Annotated in this window: 9 protein-coding genes and 1 riboswitch; of the genes, 6 read left to right on the top strand and 3 right to left on the bottom strand. The window is 50.6% G+C overall.

The features are described from left to right. The first annotated feature begins 129 nt into the window (after positions 1 to 129). The 3 genes from MKO97_RS00585 to MKO97_RS00575 all read left to right on the top strand — a co-directional run bounded on the left by MKO97_RS00585 (position 130) and on the right by MKO97_RS00575 (position 5,712). Positions 130 to 2,613 (top strand): DUF5686 and carboxypeptidase-like regulatory domain-containing protein, encoded by a 2,484-nt coding sequence (locus tag MKO97_RS00585; RefSeq protein WP_241104135.1) that lies wholly within the window; start codon positions 130 to 132, stop codon positions 2,611 to 2,613. A 23-nt stretch (positions 2,614 to 2,636) separates the two neighbouring features. After that, positions 2,637 to 3,236 (top strand): DNA-3-methyladenine glycosylase, encoded by a 600-nt coding sequence (locus MKO97_RS00580; protein ID WP_241104134.1) that lies wholly within the window; start codon positions 2,637 to 2,639, stop codon positions 3,234 to 3,236. Positions 3,237 to 3,348: 112 nt separating this feature from the next. After that, positions 3,349 to 5,712, top strand: a complete 2,364-nt coding sequence (locus tag MKO97_RS00575) for a sodium-translocating pyrophosphatase (protein WP_241104133.1) — start codon at positions 3,349 to 3,351, stop codon at positions 5,710 to 5,712. A 414-nt stretch (positions 5,713 to 6,126) separates the two neighbouring features. Here the strand turns inward: MKO97_RS00575 and MKO97_RS00570 are convergent, their stop codons facing one another. Together MKO97_RS00570 and MKO97_RS00565 are read right to left on the bottom strand one after the other, a co-directional pair. Continuing rightward, a complete protein-coding gene (locus MKO97_RS00570) occupies positions 6,127 to 6,741 on the bottom strand; it encodes a deoxynucleoside kinase (protein WP_241104132.1) in 615 nt (204 codons plus the stop codon). Beyond that, a complete protein-coding gene (locus MKO97_RS00565; protein WP_241104131.1) occupies positions 6,741 to 7,508 on the bottom strand; it encodes a hypothetical protein in 768 nt (255 codons plus the stop codon). The genes MKO97_RS00570 and MKO97_RS00565 overlap by 1 nt, the downstream gene beginning before the upstream one ends. 129 nt (positions 7,509 to 7,637) lie before the next feature. Here MKO97_RS00565 and MKO97_RS00560 point away from each other — a divergent pair, with 129 nt between their 5' ends. Both MKO97_RS00560 and MKO97_RS00555 read left to right on the top strand, forming a co-directional pair. Then, positions 7,638 to 8,534 (top strand): GLPGLI family protein, encoded by an 897-nt coding sequence (locus MKO97_RS00560; protein WP_241104130.1) that lies wholly within the window; start codon positions 7,638 to 7,640, stop codon positions 8,532 to 8,534. A gap of 17 nt (positions 8,535 to 8,551) precedes the next feature. Beyond that, a complete protein-coding gene (locus MKO97_RS00555) occupies positions 8,552 to 11,248 on the top strand; it encodes a carboxypeptidase regulatory-like domain-containing protein (RefSeq protein WP_241104129.1) in 2,697 nt (898 codons plus the stop codon). Between the two features lie 65 nt (positions 11,249 to 11,313). On the opposite strand, the gene metK is transcribed toward MKO97_RS00555, so the two are convergent. Beyond that, positions 11,314 to 12,564: a methionine adenosyltransferase gene (metK, locus tag MKO97_RS00550; RefSeq protein WP_241104128.1), complete on the bottom strand. Its 1,251-nt coding sequence runs from the start codon at positions 12,562 to 12,564 to the stop codon at positions 11,314 to 11,316. Positions 12,565 to 12,894: 330 nt separating this feature from the next. Continuing rightward, a riboswitch (SAM riboswitch) is annotated at positions 12,895 to 13,001 on the top strand. Between the two features lie 105 nt (positions 13,002 to 13,106). On the opposite strand from metK, the gene MKO97_RS00545 reads away from it, so the two are divergent. Then, entirely contained in the window at positions 13,107 to 14,102 is a 996-nt protein-coding gene (locus tag MKO97_RS00545) for a homocysteine S-methyltransferase family protein (RefSeq protein WP_241104127.1), read from the top strand. The last annotated feature ends 1 nt before the right edge of the window (position 14,103 follow it).

Genomic DNA, 14,103 nt, shown 5'->3' with positions numbered 1-14,103 from the left:
TAATTGACAATTGATAATTGAGAATTGGGGGACAGGCGGTTGTGTTGTAAATTTCGCCCCACCCTTTACCCATTTTCAATTAATACGGTATCTTTGGGCTCCTCTGCTAACGAGGAGCCTTTTTATTTTATGAATTACCGATTACTACTTCCGTTTTTCCTTTTTCTTCTATCGATTACCGCCATGGGCCAGACGAAGGTGTCTGGTGTCGTGGTTGACAGCCAGGGACTCCCGGTAGGCTTCGCCAATGTGTCGTTCAAAGGAACCACCGAAGGGGTGGTGACGAACGAAGACGGCCACTTTTACCTTGAGTCGCCTTACAATCGCAAATTGCTGGTGGTATCGTTCGTGGGCTACCAGACAGTGGAGGTCGACCTGACCAAGAGCGTCAGCTATAATATGAAAGTGACACTTCCGGATGGACAGGAGCTGAAAGAGGTGAAGGTGTATACGGGTAAGACGTCGAAAAAGAACAACCCCGCGCTTGATATCCTTCGGAAAATCTGGGCGCGACGTCGCAAGAACGGCTTGAAGATGTTCAAGCAGTATGAAATGGAGAAGTATGAGAAGGTGGAGTTCGACATGAACACCATTGACAGTGCCATGATGAAGAGTAAGCTGTTCAAAGGGATGGAGTTCGTTTTTACCTACATGGATACCTCGAGCATCACCGGTAAGACCTACCTGCCTATCTTCATTAACGAAGCGCTTTCGAATGTGTATGGCGACAACGTACGCAGTAAAGTCAAGGAGGTGCTGAAGGCGAACAAGAACTCCGGTTTCAGTTCGAACCAACAGATCCTGGCCTTCATCAAAGACCTGTATGCTGAATACGATATTTACGACAACTACCTGAAGTTTTTTGACAAGGCCTTCACAAGTCCGTTGTCGCGCACCGGTATTGATGTCTATAACTATGTGTTGGCCGATAGTGCCTTTGTGGATAAAAAGTGGTGTTATAATATTGTGTTTTACCCCCGACGAAAGGGCGAGTTGACATTCAAAGGCGACTTCTGGGTGGCCGACACGACCTTTGCCATCAAGTCAATCAGTATGGCGGCGACGAAAAGCGCGAACATCAACTGGGTGAAAGACATCTATATTGAGCAGGAGTTTGACGTGGTGAACGATTCGGTGTTTTTGCTGACGCGCGACTATATGATGACCGATTTCGCCCTGAACAAGAAGGAGAAATCAAAAGGGATTTATGGGAAGCGGACGACACTTTTCCGCAATCACGTGTTCAATAAGGAACATCCGGAGGAATTCTACCGGCCGGAGGTGAACTCGTTTGATGAATCGGTCTACAAGCGCGACGACGATTTCTGGGCGGAGAACCGCTTCGAGGAACTCAATAAAGACGAAAAGGGTGTTTACAACATGCTCGACAGCCTGCAGCACAACCGGAAGTTCCAGCGATTATACGATTTGGTGTCGATCCTCGGAAGTGGCTACGTGCAGTTCGGGCATTTCGATTACGGCCCGATTTTCTCTACTTTCGGATTTAATGAAGTGGAAGGCCTGCGGATTCGGGCGGGCGGGCGTACGTATTTCGGCCAGAACGACCCGTGGCGTCTCCAGGGCTACCTGGCGTATGGTTTTAAGGACGATAAAGTAAAATATGGCGTGTCGGGCCGGTGGTTGCTCGATAAGAACAAGCGTCTCATACTGACAGGTGGTCATCGACGCGATGTAGAACAGATTGGTGCGAGCCTTACGACGACGAATGATATCCTGGGCCGGAGTTTCGCTTCATCGGCGTTGTTCACCAACGGCAGTAATGGCAAACTGACGACCATTAGCCTGAGTTCGGTGTCGTTGGAAATCGAGCCGGTGAAGAACCTGACCTTCCAGGGTGGTTTTTCCTATCGAACGCTGGAGTCGGCCTCGCCTACGTTCAGCCTTGCGTATTACACCGATCTTACGCAACAGGAAGTGAAGAGCAATATCCGGCAGTCGGAAATGAGTATACAGCTCGACTGGACGCCGAAGCGTAAAACCGTCGGGTATGGCGTCGAGCGCAACATCGTCGACAGTCCGTATACACGCCTGTTCCTTAACTACAGCCAGGGCTTCAAAGGCGTCTTCGACAGCGACTTCGATTACGAGCGCTTCCAGTTGTATTACAAACAGCCGCTGAACATCGGGGGGCTGGGCCGTCTGGATGTCATTACGGAGTTGGGGAAGACCTATAGTTACATTCCGCTGGGCCTCATGACGATTGTGCCGGGTAACCAAACGTACTTTACGATTGAGAACACGTTTAACCTGCTTGACTTCTACGAGTTCGCCGCTGATACCTATGCTACGTTGCAGTTGCAGCACAATTTCGGTGGGCGCATTTTCTCGCGGATCGGTCCGTTGCGCAAACTCAACTGGCGTGAAACGATTGGCTTCAAGGGCGTGGTGGGGACGATCAGTGATAAGAACAAGCTGATTAATATCCCCTCCGGACTCGAATACCGTGCGCCGGAAAACTTCTATTGGGAGTGGAATGCCGGTATCGGAAACATCTTCAAGGTGTTCCGTATTGAGTTCGCCTGGAGGGGATCCTATATCAGTCCGACTTCCAACAACTTCGGGGTGAAGGGATCGTTTGGGTTTTATTTCTAGCGGGTACGCCAAATCCCATTTTCATGAAACATGCGTTCGACCACCTTACCGCGGCAGATGTTACTTTCCATGAAATAGTGGCCACCTACGGTTATCCCACACCTCAATTGCGCGCACCCGGTTTCGCGGCCATGGTGCACATCATCCTGGAGCAACAGGTGTCGATTGCATCGGCGAAGGCCACCTATCGGAAACTCGAACTCGCCCTGGAATCGGTGACCCCTGAAAAAAGCCTGGCTGCGCCGGATGAGGTATTCCGCGAAGCCGGCGTATCGCGACAGAAAACGGCGTATATCCGTGACATGGCGCAACGGGTAGTGTCAGGCATCCTCTACTTTGAAAGTCTGTCAGCTAAGACGGAAGCTGAGGTGCGGGCCGAACTGCTTCAAATAAAAGGCGTCGGGCACTGGTCGATTGATGTCTACCTCATGTTTTGCCTGCAATCAGAAGATATACTGCCGCTGGGCGACATCGCCATCGTCAACACCATGAAAGAATTCTGGCCCGACCTGTCGGCTGCCGAAAGGGAAGCGAAAGCGGCAACCTGGAAGCCGTATCGCACAGCGGCGGCGTACCTGTTGTGGCATCATTATCTTCGCAGCAGAGGTCGTTTTGATATGTAAAACGGCCGTTTGGCCAGCGACGGGAAAAGGCGGCTTTTATTTCCGGCGAAAACCCCTTCCGCATCTTAAAAATTTGTTATTTTTGCACCCGTTAATAAAAGACTAAGAACTTATGGAGAAATTTATCGTTTATGTTCCTGTCGCTATGGCGGTTATCGGACTTGCGTTCATGCTGGTCAAGGCGATGTGGGTAAACAAACAGCCTGCAGGTGATGAGAAAATGCAAGGCATTTCGAAAGCCATTGCAGAGGGCGCTCTTGCGTTCCTTAACGCCGAGTACCGCATTCTGGGTATTTTCGTCGTATTGGCAGGAGGTGCGCTCTTCGCTGTATCCCAACTAGTTGAGACATCGCACTGGATGATTGTCGTAGCCTTTGTTTTCGGCGCCGTGTTTTCAGCGCTTGCCGGTAACATCGGGATGCGTATTGCAACGAAATCAAATGTCCGTACTACACAGGCCGCTCGTACCAGCCTTCCTGACGCCCTTAAGGTTTCCTTCGGTGGCGGAACGGTTATGGGTCTGGGTGTTGCCGGTCTTGCCGTATTGGGCCTCTCCCTTTTCTTCCTGTTCTTCGTATCACAATTTGTGACCGAAGGCGGTGACTTTTACACACAGATGACCCTGGTGCTGGAAACCCTTGCCGGGTTCTCACTGGGTGCTGAATCGATTGCACTCTTCGCCCGTGTGGGTGGAGGTATCTATACAAAAGCAGCTGACGTAGGTGCTGACCTCGTGGGTAAAGTTGAAGCCGGAATCCCTGAGGATGACCCGCGTAACCCTGCCACGATTGCCGATAACGTAGGTGATAACGTTGGTGACGTAGCCGGTATGGGTGCTGACCTTTTCGGTTCGTATGTGGCTACCGTACTCGCCTCAATGGTGTTGGGTAACTACATTATCAAAGACATGACAGAAGCTGGTGGCGCACAGTTCACCGACAAATTCAATAATATGGGACCGATCGTACTTCCGCTGGTTATTGCCGGTGTAGGTATCCTTTCTTCTATCATCGGAACCTTCTTCGTCCGTATCAAAAACAATGACGCCAAAGAAGCACAGGTGCAGGGTGCCCTTAACCTGGGGAATTATGTGTCGCTTGGGCTTACGGTAGTCGCTTGTTACTTCCTGATTGATTATATGTTGCCAGCTGAGATCCAGATGAAGTTCTTCGGTGAAGGCATGGTGACCATTCCGAAGATGAACGTATTCTATGCCACCCTGGTAGGCTTGGCAGTAGGACTATTGATTTCGGCATTCACTGAATTCTATACGGCCCTTGGCAAAAAGCCGGTGTTGAACATCGTGCAGAACTCGTCAACCGGTGCCGCTACCAACATCATTGCAGGTTTAGCTACCGGTATGAAGTCGACGTTCTCATCCGTACTCCTTTTCGCTGCGGCGATCTGGGGATCGTATGCACTCGCGGGTTTCTACGGTGTAGCGATTGCCGCGTCGGCCATGATGGCGACTACGGCTATGCAGTTGGCAATTGACGCGTTTGGCCCGATTGCGGATAACGCAGGTGGTGTAGCTGAAATGAGCGAGCTTCCGAAAGAAGTACGTCAGCGTACCGACGTTCTTGACTCAGTGGGTAACACCACAGCGGCCGTTGGTAAAGGTTTTGCAATTGCATCTGCTGCCCTTACGGCACTGGCGCTTTTTGCAGCGTATGTAACATTTACCGGCATCGACGGTATCAACATCTTCAAGGCTGATGTATTGTCGGCGCTGTTCATCGGTGGTATGATTCCAGTTGTTTTCTCGGCCCTTGCGATGCAATCGGTAGGTAAGGCAGCTATGGATATGGTGAACGAAGTACGTCGTCAGTTCCGCGAAATTCCGGGTATCATGGAAGGAACCGGCAAACCTGACTACGGTAAGTGTGTGGATATCTCTACCCGTGCTGCGCTGCGCGAGATGATGCTTCCGGGCGCCATCACCATCACCGTTCCAATCCTTGTGGGGATTTTCATGGGGGCTGAGGCCTTGGGTGGTTATATGGCCGGTGTGTGCGTTTCAGGCGTTCTTTGGGCGATTTTCCAGAACAACGCCGGTGGTGCTTGGGATAATGCGAAGAAATCGTTCGAAGCCGGTGTTATGATCAACGGCGAAATGACCTATAAAGGTTCGGATGCACACAAAGCGGCTGTAACAGGTGATACTGTGGGTGATCCGTTTAAAGATACATCAGGTCCGTCTATGAACATCCTGATCAAGCTTACGTGTCTTGTTGGACTTGTGATTGCGCCGATCCTAGGTGGTCATCATGCCACAACCGTAAAAGAAGGTGTGCAAACGGCTTCTTGTTGTTCGGTTGATTCGGGCAAATGCCAGTCGATGAGCGCAGAAGAGTGCAAAGCAAAAGGCTGCACCAATGCGTCTTGCGAGCACCGTGTAGGGGCCGAAACCGCTGCGCCTGCTGCACCTGCTGCTGTTGAACCTGCAGCTGAAGAAACAGAAGCGACAGAGAACTAAGCGTTCTTACACAGATAAAGAAAAACCTCCTAATCGGGAGGTTTTTTTATTTATGGTTTAGGGTGTGATGCAGCTAGTGCGTATCGGCGGTGGGATTTGGGATGGAGCGTATGTTGCGAAGACGCGCTCAGTAAAACCCGCGGAGGCGGTCGAGAATTTTTTGAAGTGGAGGAGCCCCCAGACCTCAAAGGTTTTCAAAACCTTTGAGGTCTGAAAGGTACCCGAAATGCGGAAAACAGCGGTACGGGAAAACCACCTATTTTGTTAAAAAATGCAACGAAAAAAAGAAGGGAAAATGGGACGCCTTCCCAGTACCCCGTAAATTTGTACTCAGTTACTCAGTTACTCAGTTACTCAGTTACTCAGTTACTCAGTTACTCAGTTACTCATTTACTCATTTACTCAGTTACTCCACTAAAACAACCCGTTCAACTCCGCATTAATCCGGTTGATCACATTCCCCAAGTCTTCAGGGTTGTTGACGAAGTCAATTTTATCGACGTCGATGATCAGCAGTTTGCCTTTGTCGTATTTCTGGATCCAGGCTTCATAGCGTTCGTTAAGGCGACTGAGGTAATCGATGGAGATCGAGTTTTCGTAATCCCGCCCTCTTTTATGGATCTGCGATACCAGGTTGGGAATCGAACTGCGCAGATAAATCAACATATCCGGTGAACTGACCAGACTTTCCATCAATTCGAACAGCATGGTGTAGTTCTGGAAGTCGCGATTGGTCATGAGCCCCATCGCGTGGAGGTTAGGCGCAAAAATGTGCGCATCCTCGTAAATAGTACGGTCCTGTATGATTTTCTTACCACTTTCACGAAACTGCAGAATCTGGCGGAAACGACTGTTCAGGAAGTAAATCTGCAGGTTGAACGACCAACGTTCCATCTGGTGGTAAAAGTCGTCGAGATACGGATTGTCGACCACATCCTCATAATGCGGTTCCCAGTTGAAGTGCTTGGCCAAAAGGCGGGTCAGGGTCGTTTTTCCGGCACCGATGTTTCCGGCAATCGCGATGTGCATCAGCGTAATGGGATTTTGTAGTTCGTAATTTCGTGGTCGGTAAAAATACTTAAAATTCCGTCGGAGACCGCGAAATTTTTAATGCTTTTTCCGGCGTCCAATACCGTTTTTTCCACGCCTGAACCGTCGGGAAAAAACCGGATGGAGGTGCCGTCAACGCGCCATATCCGACCGTTTTCCAGTTGCAGGCCGTCGCCGGTGGCCACCCGTCCGACCGTCACCATCCGTCCGAAGACATTGCAGGTGTAGTAAATCCCTTTTTCGTCGATCCAGTAGAAGTCGTTGAAATCGGAGGCATAGGTCACGGGTCGTGGAATCGGTTGTGTAATGAAGGTTGTTTTACCCGAGTTCAGGTCGTAAAGCCCCAGTCGCAACGTCAGGCTGTCGTATAGCCAAATCCGGTTTTGCGAGGCGAGTCCACACGCGGTCACCAGCAACGCCGGGTCTTTCTCCGCAAACGGTATGCGCTGGATTTCGTTCAATTGATTGTCCAACAAAACCGCCGTGTTGAAGTCGCTGTAGAACAGCACCATCCGTAACGGGTTTCGAAGGTCGACCCGCAGCAGATGGCCGAGCGACACGTTTCGGTATTCCACCCGATCCGCGCCGGTTTGCCGGAAAAAGGTATTGTCGAGGATGCCATATAGGGCACCCGACGCGTCCCGCCCGCAGAACACATCGGCGTCGAAGGGAATGGAAGCGCTGTCTTTTGCAGGTGTCTGGCACCATCCGGCTGAAATCCAAAGTAAAAGCAACCACTTTTTCATGTTCCGAAGGTACAAAAAACCACTTGGGCAACAGGGGTGTTTTTTTACACAGGACCCCATAAATTAACACAGTTTTCGTAACATTCGCCTTCGCTTTTTGTCATATTTGCCGAGATTAAATTCCTCCCAATGAAACACCTCCACTATTTTATGGCCCTTTTTCTGGTGTCAGCTTCCGCTGTCGCCCAGAAAGACTTCCAGGGCATGGCTGTTTACGAATCAAAGACCAGCACCGCCGATTTCAATTCGGCCATGGGCGGCAACCGCGAGATCACGCCTGAAATGCGAAAGATGATCGAAGATCGGATGAAAGCGATGTTCGAAAAGACTTTCATCCTGAATTTTGACCGCAGTGCCTCGATTTATAAAGAAGAGGAAAAACTCGACACTCCCGGCGGCGACGGCATGGGGGGCGGTCGCCGGATGATGATGTCATTCATGGGTGGTGGCGGCACCTATTATAAAAATGTAAAAGAGAAACGCTACGTCGTTGATAAAGAGTTCATGGGGAAAGAGTTCCTCGTAAAAGATTCACTCCCGAAATTAGAGTGGAAACTCGAAGGGGAAACACGGCAAATAGGCGGATACACCTGCTACAAAGCTACGGCGGTACGTCCTGCCTCTCCGGCCGATTTCCGGAACTTCCGTTTCAAGGGGAAGCCAGAGGAGAAGAAAGAGGAGAAAGACGAAAAGAAGTCGACCAACTTCACTGATCAATTTGAAATGCAGAAAGAAATCACGATCACAGCGTGGTACACCCCGGATATCCCCATCAACCAGGGCCCGGGCGACTATTGGGGGCTTCCGGGTTTGATTTTGGAGGTATCGGATGGAAAAACGGTGATCCTGTGTTCGAAGGTGGTGTTGAATGTCAAGGAAAAAGCCGACATCAAAGAGCCGTCTTCCGGCAAGGTCGTCAGCCAGAAAGAATACGACGACATTGTGGTCAAGAAGATGGAGGAACTAAAGGAACAGGGTATGGGACCTGGCGGCAATAACCGGATGCAAATACGAATGGGACGTTGATCCCGGGAAAGGTTACCATGAAGCCACTTTTTGCCCTGCTGGCACTCGTGACGGCACTTACCGCACGGTCGCAAACCATTCGTCTGGACGGAACCGTCACCGACGACAAAAAAGCACCACTTGAAATGGCCAACGTGATGGCCATCAACCAGGCTACCAAAGCCATGGATGCCTATGCCATCACCAACGACAAAGGACGCTTTTACCTAAACCTGAAACCCAATACGGCCTACACGGTCAAGTTGAGTTTCCTCGGATTCAAACCCAAAGAACTGACCATCAACACGGGCAGCTCTGACATGCGGCAGGAAATCGTCATGGAAGAGGGTGGCATCGAACTGGAAGGGGTGGAGATCGTCAACGAAATGCCGGTGTCCATCAGTGGGGATACCATTGTGTACAACGCCGATTCATTTAAAACCGGAACTGAACGAAAACTTGAGGATGTGTTGAAAAAGCTCCCCGGCGTGCAGGTCAATGCCGACGGCGAGGTGGAAGTGGAGGGGAAGAAGGTGAGTAAACTGATGGTCGAAGGGAAAGATTTCTTCGACGGCGACACCAAACTCGGGGTCAAGAATATCCCTGCGGATGCGGTTGACAAAGTACAGGTGTTGCGGAATTACAACGAAATCAGTCAACTGAAGCCCGTTGAAAACAACGAGGAAAGCGTGGCGATGAACATCAAACTCAAAGACGGGAAGAAGAACTTCTGGTTCGGCGACATGACGGCCGGATCGGGTGTGGGCCATAAGGAGAGTCGCTATATCGTCAACCCCAAGGTGTTTTACTACAACCCGGAGTATAGCGTCAACCTGATCACCAATTTCAATAACATCGGCGAGTTGCCGCTCACCATGCAGGATTACTTCAAGTTTACCGGCGGGTTTCGGGCGATGATGCGAAAGAGCAACAGCAATTTCAATGTGTCATCAAATGATATCGGTTTGCTTACCCTCCGGAACAACCGGGCGAAGGAAATCGAAACCCGTTTCGGGGCGGCGAACGCGAGCTGGAGTCCGTCAAAGGCCTGGACGCTAAGCGGATTCGGTATTTTCTCCTCTTCTACAAATGAGGTCGAAACCGCCTCACGAAGCACGGTATTGCAAACAAATACCACCCAGGAAACCACGGAAAAGGCGCTTCAGGAGACCCGGTTGGCCATGGCGAAGTTGAGCGCGAATTACAAACCCAGCGCCAATTTCCAGTTCGATTACGATGCGTTAATTAAAGGATCGGACCAAGGGGAAGTCACAGACCTCTTCCAAACGACCCGACTCGCCGATGGTACCAGCAGCGGACAGCAAATCCTGACCGATAAACAGCAGAAGCCCTTTTCGATCAACCAGAACCTGAGTGCCTACTGGACGAAGAGCGAACGCCACATCTTTGCATTCGAATTCCAGCACCTGTATCAGGAGGAGGATCCGCTCTATACGGCGAATCTAGGCAACAATCCGTTCCCGACGGGTAACCTCGGCATCGTAGACGAAGCGTCCGGACGGTACGATCTCAATCAGTATCGCTTTGTGAAAACCCATAAAGCCGATGCCAAGGTCGACTACTACTTCGTGGCGACACCGAAAAGCAACATCAACGTGACGATCGGGAATACCTATTCGCGCCAGTCGTTTGATTCGCGTTTTTACCAGGTGCTCGACAACGGATCGCAGACTGCCACGCCGTCAACGGCACTGAACGACGTCGATTATCGGTATGAAGATGTCTTTGCCGCCTTCCATTATAAAATCCTGACGGGGAAATTTACCTTCAATCCGGGTTTTAGCGTACATTACTATGATATGCACAACATCCAGCCGACCGTCGACTTCTCGAATAGTTTCGTGCGGCTGTTGCCCGATTTTTACGCTTTGTGGCAAATCAAGAAGTCGGAGACGCTTACCTATAACTTTTCCATCAGCAACAACTTTACGGATGTCAACCAGCTGATCACCGGACTCTTGTTCAATAGTTACCGGAGCCTCTCTACGGGCAACCCGTTCCTGGGAAGCTCGACCGTTCAGACGCATTCGCTTCGGTATTTCAAATTCAACATGTTCAACCAGGAAAACATCTTCGGTAACCTTTCTTATGTCAAGACCGTTGATGGCGTAAAATCGAATTCGATTTTCGACGGTATCAACCAGTTTTCCCGGCCGTTGAACCTTTTCTATGCGGATGAATCGCTTTCGGGGAATGGGATGTATGGGCGTTCCTTTCTCCGGTATTACAAAGCGTCCCTCAGCGCCGGACTTAACTGGAATAAATCAAACAACCTCTTCGTGGGCCAACGTGACACGCGGGAAAGTTTCTCGCAGAATTACACGGTGACGGCCTCCACCAACTACCGGAAGTTCCCGAACCTGGAAGTGGGGTATACGCTGACGATGAATTACTACGACCAGAATACGTTTACCAATGAGAGTCCGTTTGTGCGATTGGACTACTATTTCCTGGATGCCTTTTCGTTTAGCGCGGACTACCAATACAACCATTACCACGATGCGGATAATACCGTCGATAACGAGTACGACTTCCTTTCGGCCAGCCTGATTTACCAGAAGAAAGACAGCAAGTGGGAGTATAAATTCTCGGCCACCAACCTTTTGAATACGACGACACTCAACAGTGACAGTTTTTCCCAATTCATTACAAGCACCCAACAATACCGGGTCCAGCCGCGTTACCTGATCTTCTCGATGAAGTACAATTTGTAAGGAACTGCCCAAACATAAAAAAGCCCGTTCAAATGACGGGCTTTTTCTATGTAGGGATGGAATTGTTAGAGTCCGAAAGCGCTTTTCACAGCGTCAACATAGTCGAGTTTTTCCCATGTAAACAGTTCGACTGTTACGGCTTTCTCAGAACCATCGGGCGAACGGAATTTCTTAGTGACGGTTTCCGGTGTGCGGCCCATGTGACCGTATGCCGCCGTTTCTGAATAAATCGGGTTACGCAGCTTCAGGCGTTGCTCGATGAAGTACGGGCGCATATCAAACAGCGCTTCTACTTTCTTCGCGATTTCACCGTCACTCAGTCCGACTTTTGCCGTTCCGTATGTGTTAATATAAATACCCATCGGTTTGGCTACGCCGATTGCGTAGGAAACCTGCACGAGGATTTCATCTGCTATACCGGCAGCCACGAGGTTTTTCGCGATGTGACGGGTAGCGTAGGCAGCGGAACGGTCTACTTTCGACGGATCTTTTCCTGAGAAAGCCCCGCCTCCGTGTGCGCCTTTTCCACCGTAGGTATCCACGATGATCTTACGGCCCGTGAGTCCGGTATCGCCGTGAGGCCCGCCAATCACAAATTTCCCTGTAGGATTGATGTGGTAGTGGATGGCGTCGTTAAACAAGTGTGCGTATTCCGGATTCTTCGCGATGATGCGCGGAATGAGGATTTCGATAATATCTTTTTTGATCTTGGCCAACATCGCGGCTTCCTGGTCGAAGTCGTCGTGTTGGGTAGAGATCACGATCGCGTCGATCCGTACCGGTTTGTTGTTGTCGTCGTATTCTAATGTTACCTGTGACTTGGCGTCCGGGCGGAGGTAGGTAATCTCTTTGTTCTCGCGACGCAGTTCTGCCAATTCCTGCAGCAACTTGTGCGATAGGTTGAGCGCCAATGGCATATAGTCGGCCGTTTCATTGGTGGCGTATCCGAACATCATGCCCTGGTCGCCGGCGCCTTGCTCTTCTTTATTGGCACGGTCAACGCCCTGGTTGATATCCGCCGATTGTTCGTGGATGGCCGACAGGATGCCACACGAGTTGGCTTCGAACATATATTCGCTTTTCGTGTATCCGATCTTACGGATGACATCACGTGCGATTTGTTGTACGTCAAGGTAAGTGTTCGATTTCACTTCGCCCGCCAGGATGACCTGTCCGGTGGTGACAAGCGTTTCGCAGGCTACTTTCGACTCGGGGTCGAAGGCGAGGAAATGATCGATGAGCGCGTCCGAAATCTGGTCGGCAACTTTGTCGGGATGTCCTTCACTGACAGATTCCGACGTAAAAAGATAGGCCATAGTTATTTTTTTATGGCGGGAGGAGATTCGTGAAGACGTCGCGGGGCTAAAGAGGATCACTGCTTTAGCATTTTTTAGCGAGGTTGCAATCAGGCAAATTTTTCCTCCCGGGATTTTCGGTTGCAAAGATAGGGGAAAAGTTCGGAAGTGCAAAAGTTGTTAGTAGTCAGTTGTCAGTAGTTGGTAGTCAGTGGTTGGTAGTCTGTGGTCGGGTCGACCCCTACAGACTACTGGCTACTGACCACCGTCTACTTTCTCAATCGTTTGCGACGATTTGTTTGCGAAATCCAAACCCATTGCCGACCTTTGCAGCGTTCATATATTTAGTGTTTGTTATCACGAAAGGCCGAGGGACTAGACCCGGTGACGCCTTAGCAACCCTGCTCCCGCAGAAGGTGCTGCATTCTACCCTAATCGTTGATGGGGAAAGATAACCCGGGATTATTCCCTCTCTTTCATGATAACCTTTACAAGCAGAACGCCCCGCCCGAAACACGGGACGCGGTGGTGCTGGACATTTCATTGGTACTATTGATTGAAAGATGGCTGATATCCGAAAAGAATTAGAAAAACGCATCCTCGTCTTAGACGGGGCCATGGGGACGATGTTGCAACGCCACCGATTCGAAGAGGCGGATTTTCGCGGTGAGCGGTTCCGTGATTTCCCGCATCCCCTTAAAGGCAACAACGATTTGCTCTCGATCACCCAACCCGAAGCAGTGAAATCGGTGCACCGGGCGTATTTCGAGGCCGGCGCCGATATTGTGGAAACCAATACGTTTTCGGGCACGACCATCGGAATGGCCGACTACCATCTGGAAAGCCTCGTGTGTGAACTGAACTATGAATCAGCCCGAATCGCACGCGCCGTGGCCGATGAGTTCACCGATCGGCCGCGTTTTGTTGCCGGATCGATAGGTCCGACCAACCGCACCGCAAGCATGTCGCCCGATGTCAACGATCCCGGATTCCGCGCGGTCACCTTCGATGAACTCCGCATCGCCTACAAAGAACAGGTCGAAGCCCTTATCGACGGTGGTGTTGATCTGCTTCTCGTTGAGACGATTTTCGATACCCTAAACGCCAAAGCCGCTCTTTTCGCCATCGAAGAAGTGAAGGAAGCGCGTCACCTCGATATTCCGGTTATGGTGTCGGGTACCATCACCGATGCGTCGGGTCGCACGCTCTCAGGCCAGACGGTCGAAGCGTTCCTCATCTCTATCTCACATATTCCGCTGCTCAGCGTCGGATTCAATTGTGCTTTGGGAGCCGACCAACTCAAGCCGTACCTGAAGCGACTCGGACTCCGGACGTCACTGAACATTTCCGCGCATCCGAACGCCGGATTGCCCAATGCTTTCGGGCAGTATGACCAGACACCTGAGGAAATGCAGGCATTGATTCGGGAATACCTAAATGAAAATCTTGTCAATATAATAGGCGGCTGTTGCGGCACGACGCCCGAACACATTCGCCTGATTGCCTCGGTGGCTGCTGAATTTGAACCCAGAAAACGTCCCGAAGCCGTAACGATATAAG

The organism is Flavobacterium sp. HJ-32-4 (assembly GCF_022532105.1).
Classification (GTDB): Bacteria; Bacteroidota; Bacteroidia; order Flavobacteriales; family Flavobacteriaceae; genus Flavobacterium.
The sequence above is the reverse complement of the archived record's forward strand: the minus strand, read 5'-3'. Positions and strand labels throughout refer to the sequence as shown.